The organism is Erwinia sp. TECH1 (assembly GCF_054057575.1).
In genome coordinates, this window is sequence record NZ_JBSRZK010000001.1 from 1,697,855 (window position 1) to 1,723,045 (window position 25,191).

27 protein-coding genes are annotated in these 25,191 nt (G+C 56.8%); 12 read left to right on the forward strand and 15 right to left on the reverse strand.

The genetic code is table 11. The annotated features are described in order from the left end of the window. Positions 1 to 13: 13 nt before the first annotated feature. The 6 genes from rimK to potI all read left to right on the forward strand — a co-directional run bounded on the left by rimK (position 14) and on the right by potI (position 5,995). Entirely contained in the window at positions 14 to 916 is a 903-nt protein-coding gene (rimK, locus tag ACVWZ0_RS07985) for a 30S ribosomal protein S6--L-glutamate ligase (RefSeq protein ID WP_253454752.1), read from the forward strand. Positions 917 to 1,002: 86 nt separating this feature from the next. Beyond that, entirely contained in the window at positions 1,003 to 1,482 is a 480-nt protein-coding gene (locus tag ACVWZ0_RS07990; protein ID WP_253454751.1) for a YbjN domain-containing protein, read from the forward strand. A 396-nt stretch (positions 1,483 to 1,878) separates the two neighbouring features. Next, positions 1,879 to 2,988: a spermidine/putrescine ABC transporter substrate-binding protein PotF gene (gene potF, locus ACVWZ0_RS07995; protein WP_253454750.1), complete on the forward strand. Its 1,110-nt coding sequence runs from the start codon at positions 1,879 to 1,881 to the stop codon at positions 2,986 to 2,988. A gap of 92 nt (positions 2,989 to 3,080) precedes the next feature. Then, positions 3,081 to 4,214 carry a putrescine ABC transporter ATP-binding subunit PotG gene (potG, locus tag ACVWZ0_RS08000; RefSeq protein WP_125288891.1) on the forward strand — a complete coding sequence of 378 codons (1,134 nt, stop codon included), beginning with the start codon at positions 3,081 to 3,083 and terminating at the stop codon, positions 4,212 to 4,214. Between the two features lie 12 nt (positions 4,215 to 4,226). Beyond that, positions 4,227 to 5,153: a putrescine ABC transporter permease PotH gene (gene potH, locus ACVWZ0_RS08005; protein WP_367317859.1), complete on the forward strand. Its 927-nt coding sequence runs from the start codon at positions 4,227 to 4,229 to the stop codon at positions 5,151 to 5,153. Further along, a complete protein-coding gene (gene potI / locus ACVWZ0_RS08010) occupies positions 5,150 to 5,995 on the forward strand; it encodes a putrescine ABC transporter permease PotI (RefSeq protein ID WP_253454749.1) in 846 nt (281 codons plus the stop codon). The genes potH and potI overlap by 4 nt, the downstream gene beginning before the upstream one ends. A gap of 59 nt (positions 5,996 to 6,054) precedes the next feature. On the opposite strand, the gene ACVWZ0_RS08015 is transcribed toward potI, so the two are convergent. From ACVWZ0_RS08015 to ACVWZ0_RS08025, 3 genes are read right to left on the reverse strand one after another with little or no spacing between them, the layout of a single operon-like run. Beyond that, positions 6,055 to 7,158 carry a M20 peptidase aminoacylase family protein gene (locus ACVWZ0_RS08015; protein ID WP_253454748.1) on the reverse strand — a complete coding sequence of 368 codons (1,104 nt, stop codon included), beginning with the start codon at positions 7,156 to 7,158 and terminating at the stop codon, positions 6,055 to 6,057. A gap of 13 nt (positions 7,159 to 7,171) precedes the next feature. After that, on the reverse strand, positions 7,172 to 7,645 hold the full coding sequence (locus tag ACVWZ0_RS08020) for a YjiG family protein (RefSeq protein WP_253454747.1): 474 nt from the start codon (positions 7,643 to 7,645) through the stop codon (positions 7,172 to 7,174). Next, positions 7,635 to 8,303 carry a nucleoside recognition domain-containing protein gene (locus tag ACVWZ0_RS08025; RefSeq protein ID WP_125288756.1) on the reverse strand — a complete coding sequence of 223 codons (669 nt, stop codon included), beginning with the start codon at positions 8,301 to 8,303 and terminating at the stop codon, positions 7,635 to 7,637. Before ACVWZ0_RS08025 ends, ACVWZ0_RS08020 begins: the two co-directional genes overlap by 11 nt. Before the next feature lie 262 nt (positions 8,304 to 8,565). Between ACVWZ0_RS08025 and ACVWZ0_RS08030 the strand changes: the two genes are divergently transcribed. Next, entirely contained in the window at positions 8,566 to 9,018 is a 453-nt protein-coding gene (locus tag ACVWZ0_RS08030; protein WP_253454746.1) for a YbjO family protein, read from the forward strand. Between the two features lie 48 nt (positions 9,019 to 9,066). Continuing rightward, entirely contained in the window at positions 9,067 to 10,194 is a 1,128-nt protein-coding gene (gene rlmC, locus ACVWZ0_RS08035; RefSeq protein ID WP_253454745.1) for a 23S rRNA (uracil(747)-C(5))-methyltransferase RlmC, read from the forward strand. On the opposite strand, the gene ACVWZ0_RS08040 is transcribed toward rlmC, so the two are convergent. From ACVWZ0_RS08040 to ACVWZ0_RS08065, 6 genes are all read right to left on the reverse strand, one after another. Next, complete coding sequence (locus ACVWZ0_RS08040; RefSeq protein WP_253454744.1) at positions 10,180 to 10,941, reverse strand: transporter substrate-binding domain-containing protein; 762 nt, start codon at positions 10,939 to 10,941, stop codon at positions 10,180 to 10,182. The genes rlmC and ACVWZ0_RS08040 overlap by 15 nt on opposite strands. Positions 10,942 to 11,072: 131 nt before the next feature. Next, entirely contained in the window at positions 11,073 to 11,741 is a 669-nt protein-coding gene (gene artM / locus ACVWZ0_RS08045; protein ID WP_253454743.1) for an arginine ABC transporter permease ArtM, read from the reverse strand. Then, positions 11,735 to 12,457: an arginine ABC transporter permease ArtQ gene (gene artQ / locus ACVWZ0_RS08050; RefSeq protein WP_253454742.1), complete on the reverse strand. Its 723-nt coding sequence runs from the start codon at positions 12,455 to 12,457 to the stop codon at positions 11,735 to 11,737. Before artQ ends, artM begins: the two co-directional genes overlap by 7 nt. Positions 12,458 to 12,461: 4 nt before the next feature. Continuing rightward, entirely contained in the window at positions 12,462 to 13,193 is a 732-nt protein-coding gene (gene artJ / locus ACVWZ0_RS08055; protein WP_253454741.1) for an arginine ABC transporter substrate-binding protein, read from the reverse strand. Between the two features lie 14 nt (positions 13,194 to 13,207). Continuing rightward, positions 13,208 to 13,936: an arginine ABC transporter ATP-binding protein ArtP gene (gene artP, locus ACVWZ0_RS08060; RefSeq protein WP_253454740.1), complete on the reverse strand. Its 729-nt coding sequence runs from the start codon at positions 13,934 to 13,936 to the stop codon at positions 13,208 to 13,210. Between the two features lie 187 nt (positions 13,937 to 14,123). Next, complete coding sequence (locus ACVWZ0_RS08065; protein WP_253454739.1) at positions 14,124 to 14,660, reverse strand: lipoprotein; 537 nt, start codon at positions 14,658 to 14,660, stop codon at positions 14,124 to 14,126. 104 nt (positions 14,661 to 14,764) lie between these two features. Between ACVWZ0_RS08065 and ACVWZ0_RS08070 the strand changes: the two genes are divergently transcribed. Both ACVWZ0_RS08070 and ACVWZ0_RS08075 read left to right on the forward strand, forming a co-directional pair. Further along, entirely contained in the window at positions 14,765 to 15,088 is a 324-nt protein-coding gene (locus ACVWZ0_RS08070) for a heavy metal-binding domain-containing protein (protein WP_253454738.1), read from the forward strand. Then, complete coding sequence (locus ACVWZ0_RS08075; RefSeq protein WP_253454737.1) at positions 15,088 to 15,906, forward strand: N-acetylmuramoyl-L-alanine amidase; 819 nt, start codon at positions 15,088 to 15,090, stop codon at positions 15,904 to 15,906. Before ACVWZ0_RS08070 ends, ACVWZ0_RS08075 begins: the two co-directional genes overlap by 1 nt. Here ACVWZ0_RS08075 and ltaE read toward each other — a convergent pair. The 4 genes from ltaE to cspD form a co-directional block, all read right to left on the reverse strand. Next, positions 15,903 to 16,913 (reverse strand): low-specificity L-threonine aldolase, encoded by a 1,011-nt coding sequence (gene ltaE, locus ACVWZ0_RS08080; protein WP_253454736.1) that lies wholly within the window; start codon positions 16,911 to 16,913, stop codon positions 15,903 to 15,905. The genes ACVWZ0_RS08075 and ltaE overlap by 4 nt on opposite strands. Positions 16,914 to 16,972: 59 nt before the next feature. After that, positions 16,973 to 18,694 (reverse strand): ubiquinone-dependent pyruvate dehydrogenase, encoded by a 1,722-nt coding sequence (poxB, locus tag ACVWZ0_RS08085; protein ID WP_253454734.1) that lies wholly within the window; start codon positions 18,692 to 18,694, stop codon positions 16,973 to 16,975. A 129-nt stretch (positions 18,695 to 18,823) separates the two neighbouring features. Further along, on the reverse strand, positions 18,824 to 20,461 hold the full coding sequence (gene hcp / locus ACVWZ0_RS08090; RefSeq protein WP_253454732.1) for a hydroxylamine reductase: 1,638 nt from the start codon (positions 20,459 to 20,461) through the stop codon (positions 18,824 to 18,826). A 279-nt stretch (positions 20,462 to 20,740) separates the two neighbouring features. Then, positions 20,741 to 20,974, reverse strand: coding sequence for a cold shock-like protein CspD (gene cspD, locus ACVWZ0_RS08095; protein WP_125288742.1), 234 nt, complete (start codon positions 20,972 to 20,974; stop codon positions 20,741 to 20,743). A 317-nt stretch (positions 20,975 to 21,291) separates the two neighbouring features. On the opposite strand from cspD, the gene clpS reads away from it, so the two are divergent. Together clpS and clpA are read left to right on the forward strand one after the other, a co-directional pair. Next, positions 21,292 to 21,612, forward strand: a complete 321-nt coding sequence (clpS, locus tag ACVWZ0_RS08100; protein WP_125288741.1) for an ATP-dependent Clp protease adapter ClpS — start codon at positions 21,292 to 21,294, stop codon at positions 21,610 to 21,612. 28 nt (positions 21,613 to 21,640) lie between these two features. Next, positions 21,641 to 23,917 carry an ATP-dependent Clp protease ATP-binding subunit ClpA gene (gene clpA / locus ACVWZ0_RS08105; RefSeq protein ID WP_125288740.1) on the forward strand — a complete coding sequence of 759 codons (2,277 nt, stop codon included), beginning with the start codon at positions 21,641 to 21,643 and terminating at the stop codon, positions 23,915 to 23,917. Between the two features lie 86 nt (positions 23,918 to 24,003). On the opposite strand, the gene infA is transcribed toward clpA, so the two are convergent. Both infA and aat read right to left on the reverse strand, forming a co-directional pair. Then, positions 24,004 to 24,222 carry a translation initiation factor IF-1 gene (gene infA, locus ACVWZ0_RS08110; protein ID WP_125288739.1) on the reverse strand — a complete coding sequence of 73 codons (219 nt, stop codon included), beginning with the start codon at positions 24,220 to 24,222 and terminating at the stop codon, positions 24,004 to 24,006. A 257-nt stretch (positions 24,223 to 24,479) separates the two neighbouring features. Then, complete coding sequence (gene aat, locus ACVWZ0_RS08115) at positions 24,480 to 25,172, reverse strand: leucyl/phenylalanyl-tRNA--protein transferase (RefSeq protein WP_253454730.1); 693 nt, start codon at positions 25,170 to 25,172, stop codon at positions 24,480 to 24,482. Positions 25,173 to 25,191: the final 19 nt, after the last annotated feature.

Genomic DNA, 25,191 nt, shown 5'->3' on the forward strand with positions numbered 1-25,191 from the left:
TCGGAGAAATCGGGTGAAAATAGCGATTCTTTCCCGGGACGGCTCGCTCTATTCCTGCAAGCGGCTGCTGGCAGCCGCCCAGCTACGCGGTCACAGCGTTGAAGTTATCGATCCGCTGTCCTGCTATATGAATATCAATCCCGGATCGTCGGCCATTCATTACCAGGGCAGGCAGCTGAGCCATTATGATGCGGTTATCCCGCGTATTGGACCGGCTATCACCTTTTACGGCACGGCCGTTTTGCGGCAGTTTGAGGTTTGCGGCAGCTATCCGCTTAACGAATCGGTCGCTATCACCCGCGCGCGCGACAAGCTGCGTTCTTTGCAGCTGCTTGCCAGGGAAGGCATTCCCATGCCGATTACGGGCTTTGCGCATTCGCCGGACGATACCAGCGATCTGATCGAGATGGTGGGTGGCGCGCCGCTGGTCGTCAAGCTGGTGGAGGGCACGCAGGGCATCGGCGTGGTGCTGGCGGAGACGCGTCAGGCGGCCGAAAGCGTGATTGACGCTTTCCGCGGCCTTAACGCGCATATTCTGGTGCAGGAATTTATCAAGGAAGCCAGAGGCAAGGATATCCGCTGCCTGGTGATCGGCGGCAGGGTAGTGGCGGCTATTGAGCGGCAGGCCAAAGAAGGCGAGTTCCGCTCGAACCTGCATCGCGGCGGCAAAGCGCGCAGGGTGGAGATCACCGACAGCGAGCGGGAGATTGCCGTGCACGCGGCGGCGACGCTGGGTCTGGACGTGGCGGGCGTGGATATTTTACGCGCCGAGCGCGGGCCGCTGGTGATGGAGGTTAATGCCTCACCGGGTCTGGAAGGCATCGAAAAGACCACGGGGAGGGATATCGCCACGCAGATGATCGCCTGGATTGAGCAGCAGGCGAAGCCTGGTTTCTGTCTGAAAACCGGCGGTTGACCTGATATTTACTACACAGTCGTGGTGTTCAGGGGCTTTTTTACGTAAGCTAGGGCGCAATTTTAAGGCAGTAAGAGACCAATTACATGGATTCACTCGTCGTTCCCGATATCGAGCTTTTACGACGTTGGCTGGATCAGCAGAGCATCACCTGGTTTGAGTGCGATTCCTGTCAGGCGCTTCACCTGCCGCATATGCAGAATTTCGACGGGGTGTTTGATGCCAAGCTGGATCTGGTGGACAACGTTATTCTGTTTTCCGCGCTGGCGGAAGTCAAACCCACCGCACTGATCCCGCTGGTGGGCGATCTGTCACAGATCAACGCCAGTTCACTGACGGTGAAAGCTTTCGTTGATATCCAGGATGATAATCTGCCCAAGCTGATTGTCTGCCAGTCGCTTACCATCACGGCTGGCCTGACCTATGGGCAGTTCGTGCATTTTATGAAGCAGAGTGAAGAGCAGATCTCAATGGTAGTGATGGAAGCCTTTGCCAATCATCTGCTGATGATGAGCGAAGAGGAAGATCGCGGCGAAATCATCGCTTCACACTCTATGCTGCACTGATTTTCAGTCACTATTTCAGGGCCTGGCGGCCCTGACGGACGCATATCTCCCTGTTTAAGGCCGCATCCGGCCGTTTCCTTCATTTTTCCCCCGCGCTTTTCCCGCTTTTATGCTGGCTCAGGGCCGTTTTTCCCCTATTTTCTGCGCCGTTTTCCCGCTCCCGGCTCGCTTGCATAGAGTAAAACCAGGCGAATATCGATAAAAGGCGTTTTTTGCGCCCGGCTCTGGTCTGGCCTGCATTGTGGGACTATCCTTGCGAAACTGCATTTTGTGTGCAAGGTCGCAGCAGGTATAGGTTTTTTCTATTTAACAGCGCGGCGGCTAATCCTTACAGTAAGCGAAACGCCGTTGGCCCGCTTTTAGCCGTAATTATCTCTGTTCAGGAGGATGGAAAACATGTTCAACCAGCGTAAAAAATGGTTGTCAGGCTTGGTTGCTGGCATGGTGATGGCGGTTTCAGCTGGCGCCACGGCGGCGGATAAGACGCTGCACGTCTATAACTGGTCCGACTATATTGCGCCCAATACCGTGCCTGATTTTGAGAAGCAGAGCGGCATTAAAGTCGTCTACGACGTGTTCGACTCCAACGAGGTGCTGGAAGGCAAGCTGATGGCCGGCAGCACCGGCTACGATATCGTGGTGCCATCCTCCAGTTTTCTGGCGCGCCAGCTACAGTCCGGCGTCTTTCAGCCGCTGGATAAGAGCAAGCTGCCAAATTATAAAAACCTCGATCCTGATTTGCTGAAAAAGGTTGAGCAGCACGATCCGGGCAACAAATACGCCATTCCCTACCTTTGGGCCACCACCGGCATTGGTTATAACGTCGATAAGGTGAAAGCCGCACTGGGCAAAGATGCGCCGGTTAACAGCTGGGATCTGGTGCTGAAGCCGGAGAATCTGGAAAAACTCAAAAGCTGCGGCGTCTCTTTCCTGGACGCTCCGGAAGAGATTTTTGCTACCGTTCTGAACTACCTGGGCAAAGATCCTAACAGCAGTGATGCCAAAGATTATTCCGGCGCGGCGACCGATCTGCTGCTGAAGCTGCGTCCGAGCATCCGCTACTTCCACTCTTCGCAGTACATTAACGATCTGGCGAACGGCAATACCTGCGTGGCTATCGGCTGGGCGGGCGACGTGCTGCAGGCGAAGAATCGCGCTGCCGCCGCGAAAAACGGCGTGAACATCGCCTATAGCATTCCAAAAGAGGGCGCGCTGGCGTTCTTCGATATGCTGGCCATTCCTAAAGATGCGAAGAACATGGATGAGGCTTATCAGTTCCTGAACTATCTGATGGAGCCAGCCGTGATGGCGAATATCTCCAACAAGATTTTTTACGCCAGCGGCAATAAAGCGTCGGTGCCGTTAGTGGAGGCCAGCGTACGCGACAATCCGGGCATCTATCCCAACGCGGAGACGATGGCTAAATTGTTTGTGCTGAAAGTCCAGGATCCGAAACTCGATCGTGTGCGCACGCGGGCATGGACTAAAGTTAAAAGTGGCAAGTAGCTGAAGCCTCACTGAGTTATCACAGAGGCGACCCCGCCTCTGTTTTCTTTTTATACGGCATGACCGTTTAAAAGCGCCGGAGTGTAATGGAAGTGAACGACGCGATCCCTCGTCCGCAAAAAAAAGTCAGCAGGGCGGTTACGCCGCTGCTGGAAATTCGCAATCTGACCAAGTCCTTTGACGGACAGCACGCGGTTGACGACGTCAATCTGACAATTTACAAAGGTGAGATCTTCGCGCTGCTGGGCGCTTCCGGCTGCGGCAAATCCACACTGCTGCGGATGCTGGCCGGGTTTGAAGCGCCTACCTCCGGGCAGATTATGCTGGATGGCCAGGATCTCTCCCACGTGCCGCCCTATCAACGCCCGGTCAATATGATGTTTCAGTCCTATGCGCTTTTTCCGCATATGACGGTGGAGCAAAATATCGCCTTCGGCCTGAAACAGGATCGGCTGCCCAAGGCTGAGATCGCCGAGCGCGTCAGTGAGATGCTGGCGCTGGTGCATATGCAGGAGTATGCAAAGCGCAAACCGCACCAGCTTTCCGGCGGACAACGGCAGCGCGTGGCGCTGGCCCGCAGTCTGGCTAAACGCCCTAAGCTGCTGCTGCTGGACGAGCCGATGGGCGCGCTGGATAAAAAACTGCGTGACCGGATGCAGCTGGAGGTGGTGGACATTCTGGAGCGCGTTGGCGCGACCTGCGTGATGGTTACTCACGATCAGGAAGAAGCGATGACGATGGCCGGACGTATCGCCATTATGAATCGCGGCAAGTTCGTGCAGATCGGCGAGCCGGAAGAGATTTACGAGCATCCCACTACGCGTTACAGCGCCGAGTTTATCGGTTCAGCAAATATTTTTCAGGGAATGCTGCGCGAGCGCCAGCCAGACGGCCTGATTATCGACAGTCCAGGCCTGATCCATCCGCTGAAGGTTGATTCCGACGCATCCATTGTGGACGGCGTGCCTGTACACGTGGCGCTGCGCCCGGAAAAAGTCATGCTGAGCGATGAAGTGCCCGCCGATGGCTGTAACTTTGCCGTGGGCGAAGTGGTGTATATTGCCTATCTGGGCGATCTCTCCATCTACCATGTGCGCCTGCACAGCGGCCAGATGATCAGCGCGCAGTTGCAGAATGGCTATCGCTTCCGTAAAGGGGCACCGACCTGGGGAGACGAAGTCCGCCTCTGCTGGGATACGGATAGCTGCGTCGTGCTGACGCAATAAGGGGAGGCGTTTATGACTCAAGTTACTGCGTCCAGACGTCCGGCATTGCTGAACAGGCTGCGCTCAAGCCGCAAGCTGGCGATCGCGCTGCCTTATCTCTGGCTGGTCCTGCTGTTTCTGCTGCCGTTTCTGATCGTGCTCAAGATAAGCTTCGCCGATATTGCGCGAGCGATCCCACCCTATACTGACCTGTTCAGCTGGGCGGATGGTCAGCTGACCGCGGTGATCAATTTTGGCAACTATCTGACGCTGACGGACGATCCGCTCTATATCGATGCCTACCTGCACTCGCTCCAGGTGGCGGCAATTTCTACCGTAGCCTGCCTGATTATCGGCTATCCGCTGGCGTGGGCCGTGGCGTACAGTTCGCCTTCTACCCGCAATATCCTACTGCTGCTGGTGATCCTGCCTTCCTGGACCTCCTTTTTGGTGCGCGTTTATGCCTGGATGGGCATTCTGAACGATAACGGCGTGCTGAACCGTTTTCTGATGTGGAGCGGCATTATCGATCATCCGGTGGCAATCCTTTATACCAATCTCGCGGTCTATATCGGCATCGTCTACTGCTATCTGCCTTTTATGGTGCTGCCTATTTACACCGCGCTTACCCGTATCGACTATTCGCTGGTGGAAGCCTCGCTGGATTTAGGTGCCCGTCCGCTGAAAACGTTCTTTAGCGTAATAGTGCCGCTGACCAAAGGCGGCATTATCGCCGGCTCCATGCTGGTGTTTATTCCGGCAGTCGGCGAATACGTTATCCCGGAACTGCTCGGCGGCCCGGACAGCATCATGATCGGCCGCGTGCTGTGGCAGGAGTTCTTTAACAACCGCGACTGGCCGGTCGCCTCGGCGCTGGCGGTAATTATTCTGCTGATCCTGATCCTGCCTATCATCTGGTTTCATAAGCATCAGAACAAAGAGCTGGGAGAAAAAGCATGAGTGCTTTGCCGACCGTGCGCTCCCCGTGGCGTATTGCAATCCTGATAGTCTGCTTTTTCTTCCTGTACGCGCCGATGGTGCTGCTGGTGGTCTATTCCTTTAACTCATCGCAGCTGGCCGCCTGGGAAAGCTTCTCGCTGCACTGGTACAACGTGCTGTTCCACGATGGCGCGATGATAAGCGCGGTCACGCTGAGTCTGACCATCGCCGCGCTGTCGGCAACGGCCGCGGTGATTTTGGGCACGATGGCGGCGGTAGCGATCGTCCGCTTCGGCCGCTTTAAGGGATCAACCGGCTTCGCCTTTATGCTTACCGCACCGCTGGTGATGCCGGACGTGATCACCGGGCTGTCGCTGCTGCTGCTGTTTGTGGCAATGGGCAATACCTTTGGCTGGCCTGGCGATCGCGGCATGCTCACTATCTGGCTGGCGCACGTTACTTTCTGTACGGCCTATGTAGCGGTAGTGATCAACGCCCGTCTGCGCGAGCTGGACCGCTCTATTGAGGAAGCGGCAATGGATTTAGGTGCCACGCCGCTGAAGGTCTTCTTCGTGATCACCGTACCGATGATCGCGCCCGCGATCGTCACCGGCTGGCTGCTGGCCTTTACGCTGTCGCTGGACGATCTGGTGATTGCCAGCTTCGTTACCGGGCCGGGCGCGACCACGCTGCCAATGCAGATTTTCGCCACCGTGCGGCGCGGCGTTAATCCGGAGATTAACGCGCTGGCGTCGCTGATCCTGTTTGTGGTGGGCATTGTTGGCTTTATTGCCTGGCGGTTTATGGCGCACGAAGAGAAACAGCGCATTCGGGATGCGCAGCGCGCGCAAAAAGGTCACTAACGGCAGGCCGATCAGGGACGATCGGCCTGGCGGCGCCGCCAGCCTGAATGGCGGCGCGACTAGCCTAAAATCTTTATCACGCAGGCCTTAAAGATTTTCACCCCGACCGGCAGCGCATCCAGGTCAAAACGCATATCCGGATGGTGCAAACCCGGCGTCAGGCCGGTGCCCAGCCCCCAAAACCCTGCTTTGATTGCCGGACGCTGCACGGGATAGTGGAAGAAATCTTCACTGCCCGGCGTTGAGCGTACCGGCATTAACGCCGCTTCACCCAATACCTCTTTGATCGCTTCCGCCACCAGCGCCGTCATCTCCGCATCGATCTCAGCGGCGGGCATCGCTTTCAGCACTGCAATTTTAGCGGTAGCGCCGTAGGCCGCCGCGCTTTGCGTTATCGCTCGCTCCACCCGACTTTGCAGCTGCGTCATATCCTCGTTTTCCGCCGCGCGCAGGTCAAACACTACGCGGGCCGTGTCGGGAACGGAGTTAGTGACGCCCGCATCGCATAAAAACCGGGTGGCCTTGGCGCTCCAGCTTTTACCCGGCGCCATATGCACGGCGTTAACAGCCTGTACGGCGCTGACCGCGGCATCCAGCGCGTTGATGCCCAAATGCGGCCGCGCGGCGTGAGCGGTTTGCCCACCTATGGTGGCTTCAAGAGTGACGCAGGCGGAATAGTACATGGCGGGGATCGCGGTGCCGACGGCGCACTCCTCCGCCGGACGAAGATGAAAGCCCAGCAGCATATCCACATCCTCGACCGCGCCGCCTGCTACCATTGCCAGCGCGCCGGTGCCCAACTCTTCCGCTGGCTGGAAAATGAGCTTCAGGCGGCCTCGTTTAACTGCGTTCTCTGCTTTTAGCTCCTGCGCGGCGGTCAGCACCACGGAAGAGTGCGCGTCGTGCCCGCAGGTATGGCGCGCGCAGGCCTCGCCGTCGATGATATGCCCCAGCGCGTCCATATCGGCGCGCAGCGCCAGCGTTGGGCCGGGTACGCCGCTGTCGAGCAGGGCGACGATACCGGTTGTGCCGTTGACGTTTTCCGTCACCTGAAACCCGGCGGCTTTCAGCTGCTGACCCAGGTAAGCGGAAGTCTTAAACTCCTCAAATCCCAGCTCCGGGATTTCATGCAGAAAGGCGTAATGTTCCAAAACTTTTAACACGATAAAGCCTCCATTAAGCGATAAAACGCATCACCAGCATGGCGATAACGGCATTCAGAACGCTGGTCAGCATCAGTAGCGGCCAGTGCTTTTTCGGCACGTCGGCCACGCCCAGCAGGCGACCCATATATTGCAGCTGCGATCCCATCAGAAAGATGGCCGGCGCCAGGATGGTAATATCGGCGCCGGTCAGCACGCCTTTCGCCAGCAGGCTTACCGCCACGCCGGTTCCGGCCGACGACGAAAGCCAGGCGGTAAGCAGCACCGTCACGGCTTCGCCCGGTAGCCCAAACAGGCCCATTACGGGCGCAAAGACCTTGCCGATAAAGGCCATCACGCCCAGCAGGTTAAGCATCTCGGCAATCACGTACGCCATAATGACGTTAGGCATTAAATTATGAATAGCGATATGAAACCCTTTGCGCGCGCCAACCACGAACACATCAAAAGGATTATGGGAAACGGCAACGGGCGGATTATTTTTCATGCTGGAAATCCTGCTTATAAACAGTAGCTAACACCAGGCGCACCACGGCAGCGCCAACAAACTTTAATACAAACATCAGCACCAGCGGCACCAGCACCGGGACGGAAAGCGAGACGAACAGCGCCGAGCCAATGGCAAAATAGTTGTTAATCAGCCCCGCGCCGGAGTATTGCCAGGCGGCCATAATCACCACGTCCTTTTTACCTATCTGTTTCTCATCGTGCAGCTCTTTGGTCAGCGCCGCGCCCGCATCGGTGCTTTGCAAATCGGTGATCAGCGCCAGCCCGCAGCGGCCCGGAATGCCGAGCAGGGGTTTTAACAGCGGCGTCAGCAGCTTATGAGCGGCGCGGATGGCGCCATAGTGGGTGAAGATTTCCAGCAGGCCCAGCGCCAGCATCACCGTCGGCACCAGCGAAAGCGCAAACAGAAAACCGGCTTTAGCGCCCGTGCCGCCCTCACCGAGAAAGGTGGCGCGCGCGGCATCCTTAATGGTGCCGAACTTGCCGCCGAGGGTGGTGAAGTCAAACGCGCCCAGCCATTTTGCCCCTTCCACGTTTAAAAACAGGCCGGAAAAAAAGAGAATAGCCACGATCAGGGCCAGATAAGCGCCAATGCCTGGCGTCCAGTGTTCACGAGCTTTTGCCGATCCAGTCTCCATTTCTGTCTCCCGAGTAGCGATCCGAAAAATCTTATCCAGTGGCAATTGTGCGTAAACTGGACTAAACATAAATTGCTGCCAATTCAACAGGTGAGAAGCAGTTATCGTGCCAGGAAAGAGGCTCGAGCAAAGAAAGCCTCGCGCTTTCTTTTTCTCTGGCGCTAACGAAGCGACAGCCGTGGCCGAAAGCACGGCAAACGGGGGCAGGGGAACGCTGCACGGGCATACCTGCACTAAAACGGAGCATGGACGGGAGAAAATGATGTCAGAGGTGCTGAAACAGGAGCCAGCCTGCGAGATCCCCGTCCCGGTGGTGGTGGCGGCAATCGCTATCATTATGACACGCTGCCTGAGCGTCGCGCTGGAAGTGCATGAAATGGGGCTGAATACGCTGCTGAATGTTATCCATCTTGCCGCGCAAAGCTGGAGCGCCACCCTGATATTTATCGCCAGCCAGCTGCTCTTTTTTATTGAGCTACGCTGTGCGCTTGCGCTATTGCATGGCCGCCGCTGGGGACGTCTGGGCTACGGCTGTTCGCAGCTGATCGTGATCGGTTATATGCTGATGGCGTCGGCGGGCTGGATCGGCCCGGAAATATTTTCTTTACACGGCGAGCAGGGGCATCTGCTGCTCTCGCAAAAGCTGCCTGACCTGCTGGTGCTGGTGCTGCTCTTTTTCCCTGCCAGCAGCCGGGAATTTTTTCAGCAGCGCTGATCCCACAGTGGTACAATCCCCGCCCGCTTTTGTTTGACGAGATTTGACATGCACTGCGCCCTTTATGATGCCGATCGCTGCCGCTCCTGCCAGTGGCTGGATCGCCCCTATTCGCAACAGCTGAACCAGAAGCAGTCTGAGCTGCAACAGCTTCTGTCCGCGCAGGCGGTCAGCGAATGGCTGCCGCCGGTCACTTCGGCGCAGCAGGGCTTTCGCAACAAGGCGAAAATGGTGGTCAGCGGCAGCGTGGAGCGCCCGCTGCTCGGCATTGTGCATCGCGACGGGACGCCAGTCGATCTTTGTGGCTGTCCGCTTTATCCCGACAGCTTCGCCGCGGTATTTGCGCAGCTGAAACCCTTTATCGCCCGCGCGGGTCTGACGCCGTATAACGTGGCGCGCAGGCGCGGCGAGCTGAAGTTTATCCTGCTGACGGAAAGCAGCCGCAGCGGCGAGCTGATGCTGCGCTTTGTGCTGCGATCCAAAGAGAAGCTGACCCAGCTCACTAACGCGCTGCCCGCCCTGCAGGCGCAGCTGCCGCAGCTGAGCGTGATTTCAGCCAATATTCAGCCGGTGCATATGGCGATTCTGGAAGGCGAAGAAGAGATCCCGCTAACGGAAAATCAGGCGCTGGCCGACCAGCTGAACGACGTGCCGCTGTGGATCCGGCCGCAGAGTTTTTTTCAGACCAACCCGGCGGTAGCCGCCTCGCTGTATGCTACGGCAAGAGCATGGGTAAGCGAGCTGGGCGTCAAAAGCATGTGGGATCTGTTCTGCGGCGTAGGCGGCTTCGGCCTGCATTGCGCCACGCCAGAGATGTCGCTGACCGGTATTGAAATCAGCGCGGAGGCCATCGCCTGCGCTAAACGGTCAGCGGAAAAGATGGGGCTGGAGAAAGTCAGCTTCGCCGCGCTGGACTCTACGGCGTTTGCTACCGGCGAAGGCAGCACGCCCGATCTGGTGCTGGTCAATCCGCCGCGTCGCGGTATTGGCGCCGCGCTCTGCGAGTATCTGAGCCGCATGGCGCCGCCGTTCATTCTTTATTCCAGCTGCAACGCGCAGACCATGGCTACCGATATCGCCCGCCTGAGCGAATACACCCTTGTTAAAGTCCAGCTGTTCGATATGTTCCCGCATACCGCGCACGGCGAAGTGCTGACGCTGCTACGGCATCTCTGACTCGGCGGGCAGATCGGCTGTCGGGCCAAGCCAGCGCTGCTTCAGCATGTGCAGCGTACCGTCATCGCTCAGGCTTTGTAGCGCGCCATTCAGCTGCTCCAGCAGCGCCTTATCGCCTTTACGTACTGCGATACCCAAGCCTGCACTAAAATAGCGATTATCCGTAATCGGCTTGCCTACGGCGTCCAGGCCGGGATTGCTTCTCAGGATGGTCTGCATGGAAGGCGTCTCGCCAAAAATGGCGTCGAGCCTGGCGCTGCGGATATCCAGAAGCGCATTCTGATAGTTGTCGTACGCGACAGGAATGATATCCGGCCACGAACTTTGCAGCCAGGCCTGTAAGGTTGTGGCATCGGCGACGCCAACGCGCTTGCCGCGTAGCTCCGCTAAAGAGGCGTAGCGGCCTTTAACCGCAATCACCATGCCGGAACTTTCCAGATAAGGCTGGGTGAAATCCGCCTCTTCCCGGCGCTCTTCGGTAATATCCAGGCCGGAAATCACCGCGTCATAGCGGTTGAATTTTAGCGAAGGCAGCAGGCGGTCAAAATCATTATTGGTAAAGAGGCACTGCCGCGCTATTTTTTCGCACAGGGCTTTTGCCAGCTCGATATCAAACCCCACCAGCTGATGCCCGGCATTCAGGTAGACAAAAGGCGGATAGGTCGCCGAAGTGGCAAAGCGAAGCGGGCCGCTGGCCAGCGCGTTGGCAGCAAATCCGACAAGTAGAAAAACGCAAACCTTAAGCATGTCTCCGGCCCTTGCGTGAATATTATCGGGATAGTATGACGGCTGCCGCCGCGGCGTTATGCGCGGATTAACTGACGGTTAAGCGCTGTTATTTGACGAATGCCGACGACCGATGCCGCCGGCATGGTGGCTCAGCTACGGCGCTCGAAAGCCAGCGCTCGTCGTTCTATCAGGCGCATCATCAGCGTCAGCAGGCCGTTAACGCACAGGTAAATGACGCCTGCTGCGGCAAAAACCGTCACGTCGTAGGTTCGCCCGTAAAGCTGCTGTCCCTGGCCCATCACTTCCATTAGCGTAATGGTATAAGCCAGCGAGGTGCTCTTAAATACCAGCACCACCTCGTTGGAATAAGAGGAAAGCGCGCGTTTAAACGCGTAGGGCAGCAGAATGCGCAGCGTATCTTTACGGTTCATCCCCAGCGCGGCACAGGATTGCCACTGACCGGCAGGAATAGCTCTGACCGCGCCGTAAAACAGCTGGGTGGTATAGGCCGCGCTGTTAAGCGAAAGCGCGAGCAGGGCGCAAAGCCAGGGCTGCGACAGCCCGTTCCATAGCCACGGGATCGCCTGAATGGAAGGAAACTGTCCCGGCCCATAGTAAATCAAAAAGATTTGCACCAGCAGCGGTGTGCCGGTGAACAGCGTAATATAGCCGCGCACGACCTGGCTCAGTACCGGGATCTTCAGCGACAGGATCACCGTGAACAGCAACGCCAGCAGCAGCGCCAGCAGCAGTGAGGCCACCGTCAGCGTCAGGCTGGTATGCAGCCCTTTCAGCAGCTCGGGTAAATAGCTCAGCATCCGTTATTCCCCTGCTCAAAACGGGTGGTACGCGCTTCGATACGCTTTAAAACCTGCTGGCTGAGCAGCGTGATAATTAAATAAATCGCCGCCGCCACCATGTACCAGGTAAAAGGCTCCTGCGTGCGTGAGGCGATGCTTTTGGTTTGCAGCATAATATCGTTGACGCTGATCAGCGATACCAGCGCCGTATCCTTCAGCAGCACCAGCCACTGGTTGCCCAGGCCCGGCAGCGCGTGACGCCACATCTGCGGCAGGATCAGACGGAAGAATATCGCCGGCGTTTTCATGCCCAGCGCCTGGCCCGACTCCCACTGTCCCTGAGGCACCGCCTTCAGCGCGCCGCGCAGCGTCTGCGAAGCGTAAGAGGAATAAAGGATCGACAGCGCGATAACGCCGCAGAGAAACGGGCTGACGTCGAAATTCTCAATCGTCATCTGCACCGGCAATGAAGCGAAGCCCAGATGCAGCGTAAAGCCGTCGGAAAGCGTCAGTAACAGCTGCGAGGCGCCAAAATAGACGAACAGCACCACCAGAATTTCCGGCAGCCCGCGAAACAGCGTCACCAGCGCGGTGCCGATCCAGGCGACCGGCCGCCAGCGGGCGGATTCCCAGACGGCGAAAATCATCGCCAGAATCAGGCCTGCGGCCAGCGCAGAAACGGCAAGGCCGACGGTCATCCCGGCGGCGCTTGCAAGAGGATAAAATTCGTTCATTCCGTTATTGCTGGAACCATTTGCTGTAGATGGTTTTATAGGTGCCGTCGGCTTTCACTTTATCCAGCGCGGCGTTGAATTTGCCCTGAAGCTGGGTGTTGCCCTGGCGCAGGGCGATACCCAGTCCGGTGCCGAAGTAGTCTTTATCGGTGACCTTCTCACCAACCGCGGCCAGCGAGGTGTTCTGCTTCAGCCACTCGTTAACCACCGCCGTGTCGCCGAATACGGCATCAATACGGCCGTTTTTCAGATCCAGAATGGCGTTCTGATAGCTGTCGTAAGGCACGGTTTTTACCTCCGTCAGTTTCTCGGTCAGGTATTTCTGGTGCGTAGTGCCGTTCTGCACGCCGACGCGTTTGCCTTTCAGCGCGGCTACGTCAGCAACTTTGCCTTTCTGCGCGATAAATAAAGCGGAATTATCGTAATAGGTTTTGGTAAACAGCACCTGTTTTTCACGCTCGGGCGTAATATCCATTCCGGCCATCACGGCGTCGAAGCGACGGAACTTCAGGCTTGGGATCAGGCTGTCGAAAGCCTGATTGGTAAAGGTGCAGGTCGCGTCCATCTCTTTACACAGCGCGTTCGCTAAATCGACATCAAAACCCTGAATTTTGTTGTCGGAATCGACAAATTCAAAAGGAGGATAAGAGGCTTCAGTAGCAAAACGGATGGTCTGCGCGGCGCTGGCGCTCAGGCTTACACCGGCTAACAGCGCGGCAAGTACGATTTTTTTCATCATTATGTCCTGCATCAGTGCGAAAGATAATTGGCAAACGCTTCGGTTTGCGGCTGTGTAAAGCGGCTGGCGTCACCCTGTTCCACGATATAACCATTCTCCATATAGACGACGCGGCTGGCCGTTTTGCGCGCCACTTCGACCTCATGGGTAACGATCACCTGAGTGATATTGGTTTCAGAGAGTTCCTGAATAATCGCCACGATCTGCGCCGTGATTTCCGGATCCAGCGCCGCCGTTGGTTCATCAAACAGCAGCACGGCCGGTTCCATCATTAATGCGCGGGCGATAGCAACACGCTGCTGCTGTCCACCGGACAGGTGCAGAGGAAAACGGTCGGCGAATTTGGTCAGGCGCAGGCGTTCCAGCAGTTTTTCGGCACGAGCCAGCGCCCGATCCTTGCTTAATCCCAGCACGCGGCAGGGCGCTTCGATCAGGTTCTGCATCACCGTCAGGTGCGGCCAGAGATTGTACTGCTGGAACACCATGCCGACGTTTTGACGCAGCTCGCGGATAGCCGCGTCGCCCGGCGCTTTGCTGAAGTCGAAATGGTGACCGGCGATCCCCAGCGTGCCGGAGCGCGGCATCTCCAGCAGGTTCAGCACGCGCAGCAGCGAGCTCTTGCCGGCGCCGCTTGGGCCGAGCAGCACCAGCGTCTCGCCTTCGGGGCAGGTCAGCTGAATATCAAAAAGCGCCTGATGGGCGCCATAAAAGCAGTTTACAGCGTTTAGTTGAATACTCATGCGCAAAAAGTGAATAGCGATTAGTTCTGCGAATCTTAACGTTGACGGCATAGTTATGCAATCAGCGCGGCGAAAAATTCGCTTATGCAGGCAAGTTAACTACAAGGCTAGCACAAAATGAGGGAGGCTGGATGAAAATGCAGCAGGGGAAAGAGGCGCACCGCTCGTCGGCGGTGCGCGGAAAACACTATCGCAGCAGGCGCTGGCTGAGGGAGCCGCCTTCAATATGCGGCGCGGGGCCAAGATAGCGCACGTCGTCCACCGCCCAGCAGGTGCCCTCATGGATCATCAGCACTTCATCCTGCCAGCTTTGCGGCTTGTCACCGTCGCGGCTGAGCTTAACCCGCAGCGGAATATTGCGCGCGTCGTGGTTAGGGATTGACGATGAATCCGCTACGCTCGCCGAGGTGGCGCCCGCCGCCTGGCTTGAGAAGATATCCCCGCGCAGGGTCGCTTCTTTTTGCGGATCGCTATCGGCCTTCAGCAGCGTCTGATAGAGCCTGTCGCTGAGGTAAGGACGATATTTAGCCAGCTGGGTGGCGTTCGGCAGGCCCTGAGCAGGCTGCTCAAGGCGCAGATCGTAAAACGCCTGGGCAACAGAATCCGGGCCGCCTTCGACGCAGGGAGAGGTGCGGCTGCCATTATCCTTAAAGACGGGTTGTACCGTGGTACAGGCGCTGAGCAGCAGCGCCAGCGGAGCCAGAGCGGCAAGCTGTAACTTCATCTTGATTTCCTTATGGTTTCTGGATGGCGTTTTTTAGCATAAAGTATAGCTGGTCTGCCTGGCCATAAGAGCTAAAACCCTGGATTGAAGTTAAGGAGAAAATCATGCAATTTTCCACTACCCCAACGCTGGAAGGCCAGCCCATAACGGAATACTGCGGCGTCGTGACCGGCGAAGCGATACTGGGCGCCAATATCTTCCGCGATTTCTTTGCCGGCATTCGCGATATCGTCGGCGGCCGTTCCGGCGCATATGAGAAAGAGTCACGCAAAGCGCGCCAGATAGCCTTTGCCGAACTGGAAGAGCAGGCGAAGGCCATGGGCGCGGACGCCGTGGTCGGGATTGATATCGATTACGAAACCGTTGGCAAAGACAGCAGTATGCTGATGGTCAGCGTCAGCGGCACCGCGGTTAAAACACGTCGTTGATGCGCCTGCTGACGGCGCTGGCGGCGGCCATCGTACTGAGCGCCTGTACATCCGGTCTGGAAAAACAGAATGGCTACGTAGTGGATACGCGCCACGCCGCTTACGGGGCTCGTCCGCGTATTAAGGTGCTGGTTATTCACTATACCGCTGAGGATTTTCCCCGCTCGCTGGCTACGCTGACCGACCGGGAAGTCAGCGTGCACTATCTTATTCCGGCCAAACCCTTCCAGCATGGAAAGCAACCGGTGGTGCTGCGGCTTGTGCCGGAATCCGAGCTGGCGTGGCACGCGGGCATCAGTTTCTGGCGCGGCGCGACGCGGCTCAATGATACCTCGCTCGGTATCGAACTGGAAAATCCGGGCTATCGCCGCACGCCGCAAGGGCGAGCCTGGTATCCTTTTTCCCGCGAGCAGATGGCCGCGCTGATGCCGCTGGCGCGGGATATCACCCGGCGCTACGGTATTCGCCCGCAGGATGTCGTCGGACACAGCGATATCGCGCCGCAGCGCAAGCAGGATCCCGGCCCGCTGTTCCCGTGGCGCTGGCTTTATCAACAGGGCATTGGCGCTTGGCCGGACGAGGCTCGCGTAAGCTATTACCTGGCGGGAAGAGCGCCTGGCCAGCTGACGGACAGCGGGCATCTACTGTCGCTGCTGGCGCGCTACGGCTATGAAGCGACGCCTGATATGTCGGCCACGCAGCAACAGCGGGTGATTGCCGCTTTTCAGATGCATTTCCGGCCCGCTGACTATTCAGGCGTGGCGGACGCGGAAAGCGAGGCTATCGCCGAGGCGCTGTTAGAAAAGTATGGCGATTAGTCCGGCTGGCTGGCCAGAAACGCTTTCCATTCCGCGACCACTTTTTCCAGCGCCGGACGATCGACATCCAGATGCGTGACCAAACGCGTCACGGCACCGGTATGCAAAACGATGCCTTTGCCACGCATCCAGGCTTTAAGCGGCTCAGCCTGATGTGCCGGCAGACGCACAAACACCATATTGGTGTTCTGACTGGAAACCTGCACGCCAGCGGCCTTTAGCTGCGCAGCCAGCCAGGCGGCGTTATCGTGATCGTCCTGGAGCCGCGTGACGTTGTGCTCCAGCGCGTAAAGCCCGGCCGCCGCCAGAATGCCCGACTGCCGCATGGCGCCGCCGGTCATTTTGCGCCAGCGCTTCGCGCGCTCGATATAGTCTTTGCTGCCGCACAGCAGCGAGCCGACCGGCGTACCCAGACCTTTCGACAAACAGATTGTCAGCGTATCGCAATACTGCGTAAGATCGCGCAGCGTGACGCCCAGCGCCACGGCCGCATTGAAAATGCGCGCGCCGTCCACATGCAGCGCCAGCTTATGGCTGCGCGTGAATGCCCAGGCTTCCTGCAAATAGGCCAGCGGCAGCACTTTACCGTTATGGGTGTTTTCCAGGCTCAGCAGCCGGGTCATTGCAAAATGAAAATCATCCGGCTTGATAAACTGTTCGACCACGTCCAGCGGCAGCGTACCGTCTTTTGCTGCAAGGATCGGCTGCGGCTGAATACTGCCCAGCACCGCCGCGCCGCCAGCTTCATATTTGTAGTTATGCGCCAGCTGGCCGACGATATATTCTTCGCCGCGCTGGCAGTGGCAGAGCAGCGCCACCAGGTTGGCCTGGGTGCCGGTCGGCAGAAAAAGCGCGGCCTCTTTCCCGCTGAGTGCGGCCGCTTTGGCCTCCAGCGCGTTAACCGTAGGGTCGTCGCCATAAACATCGTCGCCGGTTTCCGCCGCCATCATTGCGGACAACATCGCGGCGGAAGGGCGGGTTACCGTATCACTGCGTAAGTCGATCACCGTTGCGCTCCTTAAAGGGCAAAACGGACGCCGCAGCGTCCGTGAGACAGACCAATGTTTTACCGCAGCCAGTTGGTTTTAGCCAGCTCGACCACTTCGTCGCCGCGACCATTGATCAGCGCGCGCAGCATATAGAGGCTAAAGCCTTTCGCCTGCTCCATCTTGATCTGCGGCGGCATCACCAGCTCTTCGCTGGCTGTGACCACATCCAGCAGCACCGGGCCGTCGTGCGCCAGCATCTCTTCGATAGCGCGAGGCAGCTCGGAAGCGCGCTCCACGCGAATGCCCTTCACGCCGCAGGCGTTGGCGATATCGGCAAATGCCGGGTTTTGCAGTTCGGTGCCGTCGGTCAGATAGCCGCCGGACTGCATTTCCATCGCCACAAAGCCCAGCACGCTGTTATTAAACACCACCAGCTTCACCGGCAGCTTAAGCTGTGCTACCGACAGGAAATCGCCCATCAGCATAGAGAAGCCGCCGTCGCCGCACATCGCTATCACCTGGCGCTGCCTGTCAATAGCCTGCGCTCCCAGCGCCTGCGGCATGGCGTTGGCCATGGAACCGTGGTTGAACGATCCCAGCAGACGACGTTTGCCGTTCATTTTCAGATAGCGTGCGGCCCAGACGGTAGGCGTGCCGACGTCACAGGTAAAAATCGCGTCTTCGCTGGCCAGCTCGCTAAGCTGCTGCGCCAGGTACTGCGGGTGGATCGCCTGTTTGTCGTTGGCGGTCGCCAGCTCGTCCAGACTCTTTCTGGCTTCCTGGTAATGCTTCAGCGCCTTATCCAGAAACGCGCGATCCTCTTTTACTTCGAGGCGCGGCAGCAGCGCGCAAAGGGCGGCCCGAACGTCGCCGACCAGCGCCATATCCACATGGCAATGCGACCCGATACTGCCTGGATCGATATCAATCTGGATAATTTTCGCTTTTTCAGGATAAAAAGCGCGGTAAGGGAAACGCGTTCCCAGCAGGATCACCGTATCGGCATTCATCATGGCGTGATAGCCGGATGAAAAGCCAATCAGGCCGGTCATACCGACATCGTAAGGGTTGTCGTACTCAATATATTCTTTGCCGCGCAGCGCGTGAACGATGGGCGCTTTCAGCGTTTCCGCCAGCTGCACCACTTCCGTATGCGCGCCCGCACAGCCGTAGCCGCACATCAGCGTGATATTTTTTGATTCATTAAGCAGCTGCGCCAGCTTGTCCAGTTCGCTGGCGGGCGGCTGCACGATAGGGAACTGCGGCGGATACCATTCGGCGCGAGCGTTTTCCGGCGCGGGCTGTAGCGCCACGTCGCCAGGAATAACCACGACCGACACGCCCCGATTGATAATAGCTTTACGCATCGCGATGCCCAGCACCTGTTGCAGCTGCTCGGGATTGGAAACCAGCTCGCAGTAGTGGCTGCACTCTTTAAACAGCTCCTGCGGATGCGTTTCCTGGAAATAGCCGCTGCCGATCTCGCTGGAGGGAATATGCGCGGCAATCGCCAGCACCGGCACGTTGTTGCGGTGGCAGTCGTACAGGCCGTTGATCAGATGCAGGTTGCCCGGCCCGCACGAACCGGCGCAGACGGCAAGCTGACCGCTGATTTGCGCTTCGGCCCCGGCAGCGAAAGCGGCGACTTCCTCATGACGAGTCGGCATCCATTCGATGGTGCCCATGCGGTTCAGGCTGTCGCTCAGCCCGTTAAGCGAGTCCCCGGTTACGCCCCAAATGCGTTTTACGCCGGCGTTTTCAAGTGTTTTCGCCACCAGTGCGGCTAGCGTTTGCTTCATTTCTGCTCCTTTAAAGCTTTAATCAGTGTCCCGAAGGGAGAGATCTTCAGCAAAAAGCATAGTCGAGGCTGAGCAAAGGGTAGGGCATTATACGGCGCGCGCCGCAGGCGAAAATAATGCGGCAAGGCATCAATGCAGCGCCGTTGCCAGATCTGCGGGTACGGAAGATGTCGGCCGCAGACCAAACTCTTTTTTCAGCAGCGCCTGAAGATTATCCGTGAGAAAACCCGGCGCCGTCGGGCCGGTGTAAATGTTTTTTACCCCAAGGGACAAGAGCGTCAGCAGCACGACAATCGCTTTCTGCTCAAACCAGGAGAGCACCAGCGATAAAGGCAGATCGTTAATGTCGCAGTTTAATTTTTCCGCCAGCCTGACCGCCAGCACGATAGCCGCATAGCTGTCGTTGCACTGGCCCACATCCAGCAGACGAGGCAGGCCGCCCAGCGTGCCGAAAGCCAGTTTGTTAAAGCGATATTTACCGCAGCCCAGCGTCAGGATCAGACAGTCATCGGGAATGGCGGTGGCCAAATCGGTAAAGTAGCTGCGCTGCACGCGATTGCCGTCGCAGCCGCCTACCAGAAAGATATGCCTCAGCTGATGCTGTTTCACCAGCTCAATCACGCTGTCGGCGGCGTCAAGCAGCGTCTGGCGGCCAAAGCCCGTAGTAATGGTGCGGGGGATCTCGCTGGTGGAGAAGCCCGGCATCTGCTGCGCCTGCGCGATAACGGCAGAAAAGTCGTCGTCGTGCAGGTGATTCACGCCGGGCCAGCCGACAATGCTGCGGGTCCAGATACGCTGCTGATAATCGCCCCTGAAAGGATCGATAATGCAGTTGGAGGTCATAACGATCGGGCCGGGAAAGGCGGCGAACTCTTTTTGCTGGTTCTGCCAGCCGCTGCCATAGTTGCCGACCAGATGCGCATAGCGCTTCAGTTGCGGATAGCCATGTGCCGGCAGCATTTCGCCATGCGTGTAAATGTTGATACCGCTGCCTGCGGTTTGTTCCAGCAACAGTTGCAGATCCCGCAGATCGTGCCCGGAAATCAGGATCGCTTTTCCCGCCACCGGCCGGGTATTAACCGCCACGGGCTGCGGCGAACCGTAAGTGGTGGTCTGCGCCTTGTCCAGCATCGCCATGACGGCGAAATTCATTTTGCCGATATTCATCGCCGCCGCCAGCAGATCGCTGGCGCTGTCCGGCTGCGCGCCCAGCCAGGCCATGATCTGATGAAACTGTTGGTAAATGGTGTTATCGAAGTAGCCGTGAACATGGGCATGTTCCATATAGGCCGCCGCGCCTTTCAGGCCATACAGGCACAGCAGGCGCAGACCGATAATATCCTCATGCGCATGGCCGCGATTGGGGCGCCACGCCAGCGCCTGTTGCTGTAGCTGCCCAGGGTCATCGCTTTCCAGGACTATTGCCGCCGCAGGATAATTTTCTGCGCTGCAAGGAAGCTTGCAGCACGCTTTTAGCTGTTCCCGATAGCTGATGGCCTGACGGGCAAGCGCTACGATGCGTGAGGAATCAAAATTGACGTTAGTTAGCGTGGCAAACAGCGCCTTTGGTATGAAACTGTCGATATCATGCAGAATAATACCCTGCTGTCGCGCCACCAGCGCCCAGGCGGAAAGCCCCTGAAGCGTGGCAATCAGCAGATCCTGCAAATCTGACGTTTGTGCCAGTTTCCCACAGGCGCCGCGCACGCCGGTACAGCCGTTACCCGTAAGACGGCGTTGAGTTTGTTCACATTGCACGCAAAACATAGCCTTATCCTTTAAAGTTGCATTTAAAATGCAACATTAATCCTTCAGGACATAATCTGTCCTGAAAAAACGCAGCCAGGTTGATTTAACGCAAATTTACTGCGCTGAAACGCGGCGGAGGGCAAGAAGCGAGGATGAAAATTAATTTCGTGCAAAAAGGGGGCTTGAAAAATGACAGGACGGCGCCACTTTACTAAGGTTGGTAAAAGTTGCCCATAAAAATGCCAGCGACGCTGGCTGGCATTTTATTGCAAGGTTGGTCAGAATATCACTAAGCGGTCAGGCGCTGACAGCAACTGCCGCTTCGGCATTAACGGGGACAATCAGGCTGGCGTGATTGCCTTTTGGCCCCTGGTGCACATCAAACTGAACCTGCTGCCCGGCTTTCAGCGTTCGGTAGCCATCCATCTGGATAGTGGAATAATGAGCAAAGATATCTTCGCCGCCACCGACCGGACAGATAAAGCCGAAGCCTTTGGCATTGTTGAACCATTTAACAGTACCCGTCTCCATGCTTTTGGATCCCTCGCAAGACATTCAAATGGGTGAGGTAGTGAGGCATTGGCCTCCAGGCTGGTTAAAACGCATCCAGCATACGCCTGTACTGTAGAGAAATCGTACCAGGCGTCAAGCGAATGAAGAGGAGATGCCGGGATGAATTCATCAAAATTTGAAGCAGTTAACGCTATTGCTATTTTTGTGATGAAGGTCGCGTAGTTGCAGGTTGGTGCAAAAATTCACCGGCTTCGGACAGCATTTCGGGCGTGCTAAACTTACGCTTAAGGGTGTTAGTCTGATGCAGGCAGGCAACGTTTTCATATTGGGTACGTATGGGAAACACTAACGATTGGCTTAATTTTGAACATCTTGCAGAAGACAAACTCCGCGAAGGTCTCAAGCCGCCTTCGATGTATAAAGTTATTCTGAATAATGACGATTATACACCTATGGAATTTGTTATTGACGTACTGCAAAAGTTCTTTTCTTATGATGTTGAACGTGCAACGCAACTGATGCTGACGGTTCACTACCAGGGAAAGGCAATCTGCGGTGTCTTTACCGCCGAAGTGGCGGAGACCAAGGTCGCGCATATCAATAAATATGCGAGGGAGAACGGACATCCGTTGCTGTGTACGCTGGAAAAAGCCTGAATAAGGCGATCTAATGGGGGAGGTGCCTATGCTCAATCAAGAACTGGAACTCAGTTTAAATATGGCTTTCGCCAGAGCGCGCGAGCACCGACATGAGTTTATGACCGTCGAGCATCTGCTGTTGGCGTTGCTCAGTAACCCATCAGCAAGAGAGGCCCTTGAAGCCTGCACGGTGGATATTGTGGCTCTGCGGCAGGAGCTCGAAGCCTTCATTGAACAAACAACCCCGGTGTTGCCGGTCAGCGAAGAAGAGCGCGACACACAGCCTACGCTCAGCTTTCAGCGCGTTCTACAGCGCGCCGTTTTCCATGTGCAGTCATCCGGCCGCAGTGAAGTAGCGGGCGCTAACGTGCTGGTCGCTATCTTCAGCGAACAGGAATCCCAGGCTGCCTATCTGCTGCGCAAGCATGAAGTCAGCCGCCTTGACGTGGTTAATTTTATTTCTCACGGCACGCGCAAAGATGAGCAGGGGCCCGCTTCGGGCGCAGAAAACCCTGTTAACGAAGAGCAGGCAGGCGGGGAGGAACGTATGGAAAACTTCACCACCAATCTTAACCAGCTTGCTCGCGTAGGCGGTATCGATCCGCTGATCGGGCGGGATAAAGAGCTGGAGCGTACCGTTCAGGTTCTCTGCCGCCGCCGGAAAAACAATCCGCTGCTGGTGGGCGAATCGGGCGTGGGTAAAACCGCGATCGCCGAAGGGCTTGCGTGGCGTATCGTGCAGGGCGACGTGCCTGAAGTGATGAAAGACGCCACCATCTACTCGCTGGATATCGGGTCGCTGCTTGCCGGTACTAAATACCGCGGCGATTTCGAGAAGCGCTTTAAGGCGCTGCTGAAACAGCTTGAGCAGGATAACAGCAGCATTCTGTTTATCGATGAGATCCATACTATCATCGGCGCCGGTGCCGCTTCCGGCGGGCAGGTAGATGCCGCCAACCTGATCAAACCGCTGCTTTCCAGCGGCAAAATTCGCGTGATGGGTTCCACCACCTATCAGGAATTCAGCAATATCTTTGAGAAAGATCGCGCGCTGGCGCGTCGTTTCCAGAAAATCGATATTACCGAGCCTACGGTAGATGAAACGGTGCAGATCCTGAACGGCCTCAAGCCGAAGTATGAAGCGCACCATGACGTCCGCTATACCGCAAAAGCAGTACGTGCAGCGGTTGAGCTGGCGGTGAAATATATCAACGACCGTCATCTGCCGGATAAAGCGATTGACGTGATTGACGAAGCGGGCGCGCGCGCACGTTTGCTGCCGGTCAGCAAGCGCAAGAAAACGGTTAACGTGGCGGATATTGAATCCGTGGTTGCCCGTATCGCGCGTATTCCTGAGAAGAGCGTTTCCGCCACGGATCGCGACACTTTGAAAACCCTCGGCGACCGGCTGAAAATGCTGGTGTTTGGTCAGGACAACGCTATCGAAGCCTTAACCGAAGCGATCAAGATGAGCCGCGCCGGTCTGGGGCAGGATCGCAAGCCTGTTGGTTCCTTCCTGTTTGCCGGCCCTACGGGCGTGGGTAAAACAGAGGTCACCGTACAGCTGGCGAAAGCGCTGGGCATTGAGCTGCTGCGTTTCGATATGTCGGAATATATGGAACGCCATACCGTCAGCCGTCTGATCGGCGCGCCTCCGGGCTATGTCGGTTTCGATCAGGGCGGGCTGCTGACGGACGCGGTGATCAAGCATCCGCACGCCGTGGTGCTGCTTGATGAGATCGAGAAAGCGCATCCGGACGTCTTCAACCTGCTGCTGCAGGTGATGGATAACGGGATGCTGACCGATAACAACGGGCGTAAAGCCGATTTCCGCAACGTGGTGCTGGTGATGACCACGAACGCTGGCGTACGTGAAACCGAACGTAAATCTATTGGTCTGATCCATCAGGACAACAGCACCGATGCGATGGAAGAGATCAAAAAGATCTTTACGCCAGAGTTTCGTAACCGCCTGGATAACATTATCTGGTTCAAACACCTCGACAGCGAGGTTATCCATCAGGTAGTGGATAAGTTTATCGTTGAGCTGCAGGCGCAGCTGGATGCGAAAGGCGTCTCGCTGGAAGTCAGCGACGAAGCGCGCAACTGGCTGGCAGAAAAAGGCTACGATAAAGCGATGGGCGCGCGTCCAATGGCGCGTACGGTGCAGGAAAACCTGAAAAAACCGTTGGCGAACGAGCTGCTGTTTGGCTCCCTGGTGGACGGCGGGTCGGTTTCGGTGGCGCTCGACAAAGAGCAGAACCAGCTGACTTACCAGTTCGTGAGCGCCGAAAAGCGCAAAACGGAAGGCTCTGTACATTAGGCGTAAAAAAACTAAAGGCCGAAGATTCTTCGGCCTTTTTTTTACCCGTGCGGCGCATCAGGCGCCAGCATCTGCAGTAAAGTAGGTTAGCGGATACGGAAGGTGATACGACCTTTGTTCAGATCGTATGGGGTCAGTTCTACGGTAACCTGGTCGCCCGTTGAGATACGGATATAGTTTTTGCGTATCTTACCGGAGATATGCGCAGTAATGACGTGTCCATTTTCCAGTTCAACACGGTACATAGTGTTAGGTAATGAATCCACTATCTTACCCTGCATTTCAATATTATCTTCTTTGGCCATCAAATCCTCTGGGTGTTATAACCTTTGTCTCGAATCAGCAAATAATGCCGATTTAAGAACGTTATGTAAAGAATAGCTGATGATTCCACCAGCGTCGGCCTCCCTGCGGCATAAGCAGCGCACGGAAACGCGTAATCAAGAGTTGGTACAAAACCGGGGGGAAAGTGCGGTCTTCAAAAAGGCTTATACACGCATACCAAGCTCTCATATTATACCATTATTATCCTGGTCTGCATGGAAAACATCACCGTACGGTCTTAAAAAAGGGTCTGCTGACGCCAGCATTCGGGCGGAAGCGGCTGTTTGGCCAGCAAATCAAGCTGTTTAAGATAGTCAGCGCGGGACATCTCTTCGGCGCCAAGCGAAGCGGTATGGGGATTCAGCACCTGGCAATCGATCAGCCTGCCGCCCTGCTGTAGAAAATAGCGGCTGAAAACCAGCAGCGCCGTTTTTGAGGCATTTTCACAGCGGCTGAACATCGATTCGCCGCAAAAAATCTGTCCCAGCGCCAGGCCGTACATACCGCCAACCAGTTCTTTGTCGTGCCAGACCTCGATGGATTGCGCTTCGCCAGCATCAAACAGCTGCTGCCAGGCGTGCTTCACGGCGGGCGTGATCCAGGTGCCTTCCTGACGATCGCTGGCGCAGCCTTCCACTACTTCGCTAAAGCTTTGATTCAGCGTCACGCGATAGGGCGATCGCTGATGAAAACGCTTCATGCTGCGGCTAAGGTGAAACTTTTCCGGCCACAGCACCGCGCGCGGATCCGGCGACCACCATAAGATAGGATCGCCTGGCGAAAACCAGGGAAAAATCCCGCGCTGATAGGCGCTGAGCAGGCGGGGCAGACTTAAATCGCCGCCCATCGCCAGCAGGCCGTTCGGTTCACGCAGCGCCATCTCCGGCGGTGGAAAATTAAGTGATTCTCTTGAGAGCTGCATCAGGCGCATAGTCACTGTCTCAGTAATG

Excerpts from the sequence above, each read along its gene's own strand:
- ACVWZ0_RS07990 (WP_253454751.1), top strand. The coding sequence starts at position 1,003 with ATGGATTCACTCGTCGTTCCCGATATCGAGCTTTTACGACGTTGGCTG.
- potF (WP_253454750.1), top strand. The coding sequence starts at position 1,879 with ATGTTCAACCAGCGTAAAAAATGGTTGTCAGGCTTGGTTGCTGGCATG.
- potH (WP_367317859.1), top strand. The coding sequence starts at position 4,227 with ATGACTCAAGTTACTGCGTCCAGACGTCCGGCATTGCTGAACAGGCTG.
- potI (WP_253454749.1), top strand. The coding sequence starts at position 5,150 with ATGAGTGCTTTGCCGACCGTGCGCTCCCCGTGGCGTATTGCAATCCTG.
- ACVWZ0_RS08020 (WP_253454747.1), bottom strand. The coding sequence starts at position 7,645 with ATGAAAAATAATCCGCCCGTTGCCGTTTCCCATAATCCTTTTGATGTG.
- ACVWZ0_RS08025 (WP_125288756.1), bottom strand. The coding sequence starts at position 8,303 with ATGGAGACTGGATCGGCAAAAGCTCGTGAACACTGGACGCCAGGCATT.
- ACVWZ0_RS08030 (WP_253454746.1), top strand. The coding sequence starts at position 8,566 with ATGTCAGAGGTGCTGAAACAGGAGCCAGCCTGCGAGATCCCCGTCCCG.
- rlmC (WP_253454745.1), top strand. The coding sequence starts at position 9,067 with ATGCACTGCGCCCTTTATGATGCCGATCGCTGCCGCTCCTGCCAGTGG.
- ACVWZ0_RS08040 (WP_253454744.1), bottom strand. The coding sequence starts at position 10,941 with ATGCTTAAGGTTTGCGTTTTTCTACTTGTCGGATTTGCTGCCAACGCG.
- artM (WP_253454743.1), bottom strand. The coding sequence starts at position 11,741 with ATGCTGAGCTATTTACCCGAGCTGCTGAAAGGGCTGCATACCAGCCTG.
- artQ (WP_253454742.1), bottom strand. The coding sequence starts at position 12,457 with ATGAACGAATTTTATCCTCTTGCAAGCGCCGCCGGGATGACCGTCGGC.
- artJ (WP_253454741.1), bottom strand. The coding sequence starts at position 13,193 with ATGAAAAAAATCGTACTTGCCGCGCTGTTAGCCGGTGTAAGCCTGAGC.
- artP (WP_253454740.1), bottom strand. The coding sequence starts at position 13,936 with ATGAGTATTCAACTAAACGCTGTAAACTGCTTTTATGGCGCCCATCAG.
- ACVWZ0_RS08065 (WP_253454739.1), bottom strand. The coding sequence starts at position 14,660 with ATGAAGTTACAGCTTGCCGCTCTGGCTCCGCTGGCGCTGCTGCTCAGC.
- ACVWZ0_RS08070 (WP_253454738.1), top strand. The coding sequence starts at position 14,765 with ATGCAATTTTCCACTACCCCAACGCTGGAAGGCCAGCCCATAACGGAA.
- ACVWZ0_RS08075 (WP_253454737.1), top strand. The coding sequence starts at position 15,088 with ATGCGCCTGCTGACGGCGCTGGCGGCGGCCATCGTACTGAGCGCCTGT.
- poxB (WP_253454734.1), bottom strand. The coding sequence starts at position 18,694 with ATGAAGCAAACGCTAGCCGCACTGGTGGCGAAAACACTTGAAAACGCC.
- hcp (WP_253454732.1), bottom strand. The coding sequence starts at position 20,461 with ATGTTTTGCGTGCAATGTGAACAAACTCAACGCCGTCTTACGGGTAAC.
- cspD (WP_125288742.1), bottom strand. The coding sequence starts at position 20,974 with ATGGAGACGGGTACTGTTAAATGGTTCAACAATGCCAAAGGCTTCGGC.
- clpS (WP_125288741.1), top strand. The coding sequence starts at position 21,292 with ATGGGAAACACTAACGATTGGCTTAATTTTGAACATCTTGCAGAAGAC.
- clpA (WP_125288740.1), top strand. The coding sequence starts at position 21,641 with ATGCTCAATCAAGAACTGGAACTCAGTTTAAATATGGCTTTCGCCAGA.
- infA (WP_125288739.1), bottom strand. The coding sequence starts at position 24,222 with ATGGCCAAAGAAGATAATATTGAAATGCAGGGTAAGATAGTGGATTCA.
- aat (WP_253454730.1), bottom strand. The coding sequence starts at position 25,172 with ATGCGCCTGATGCAGCTCTCAAGAGAATCACTTAATTTTCCACCGCCG.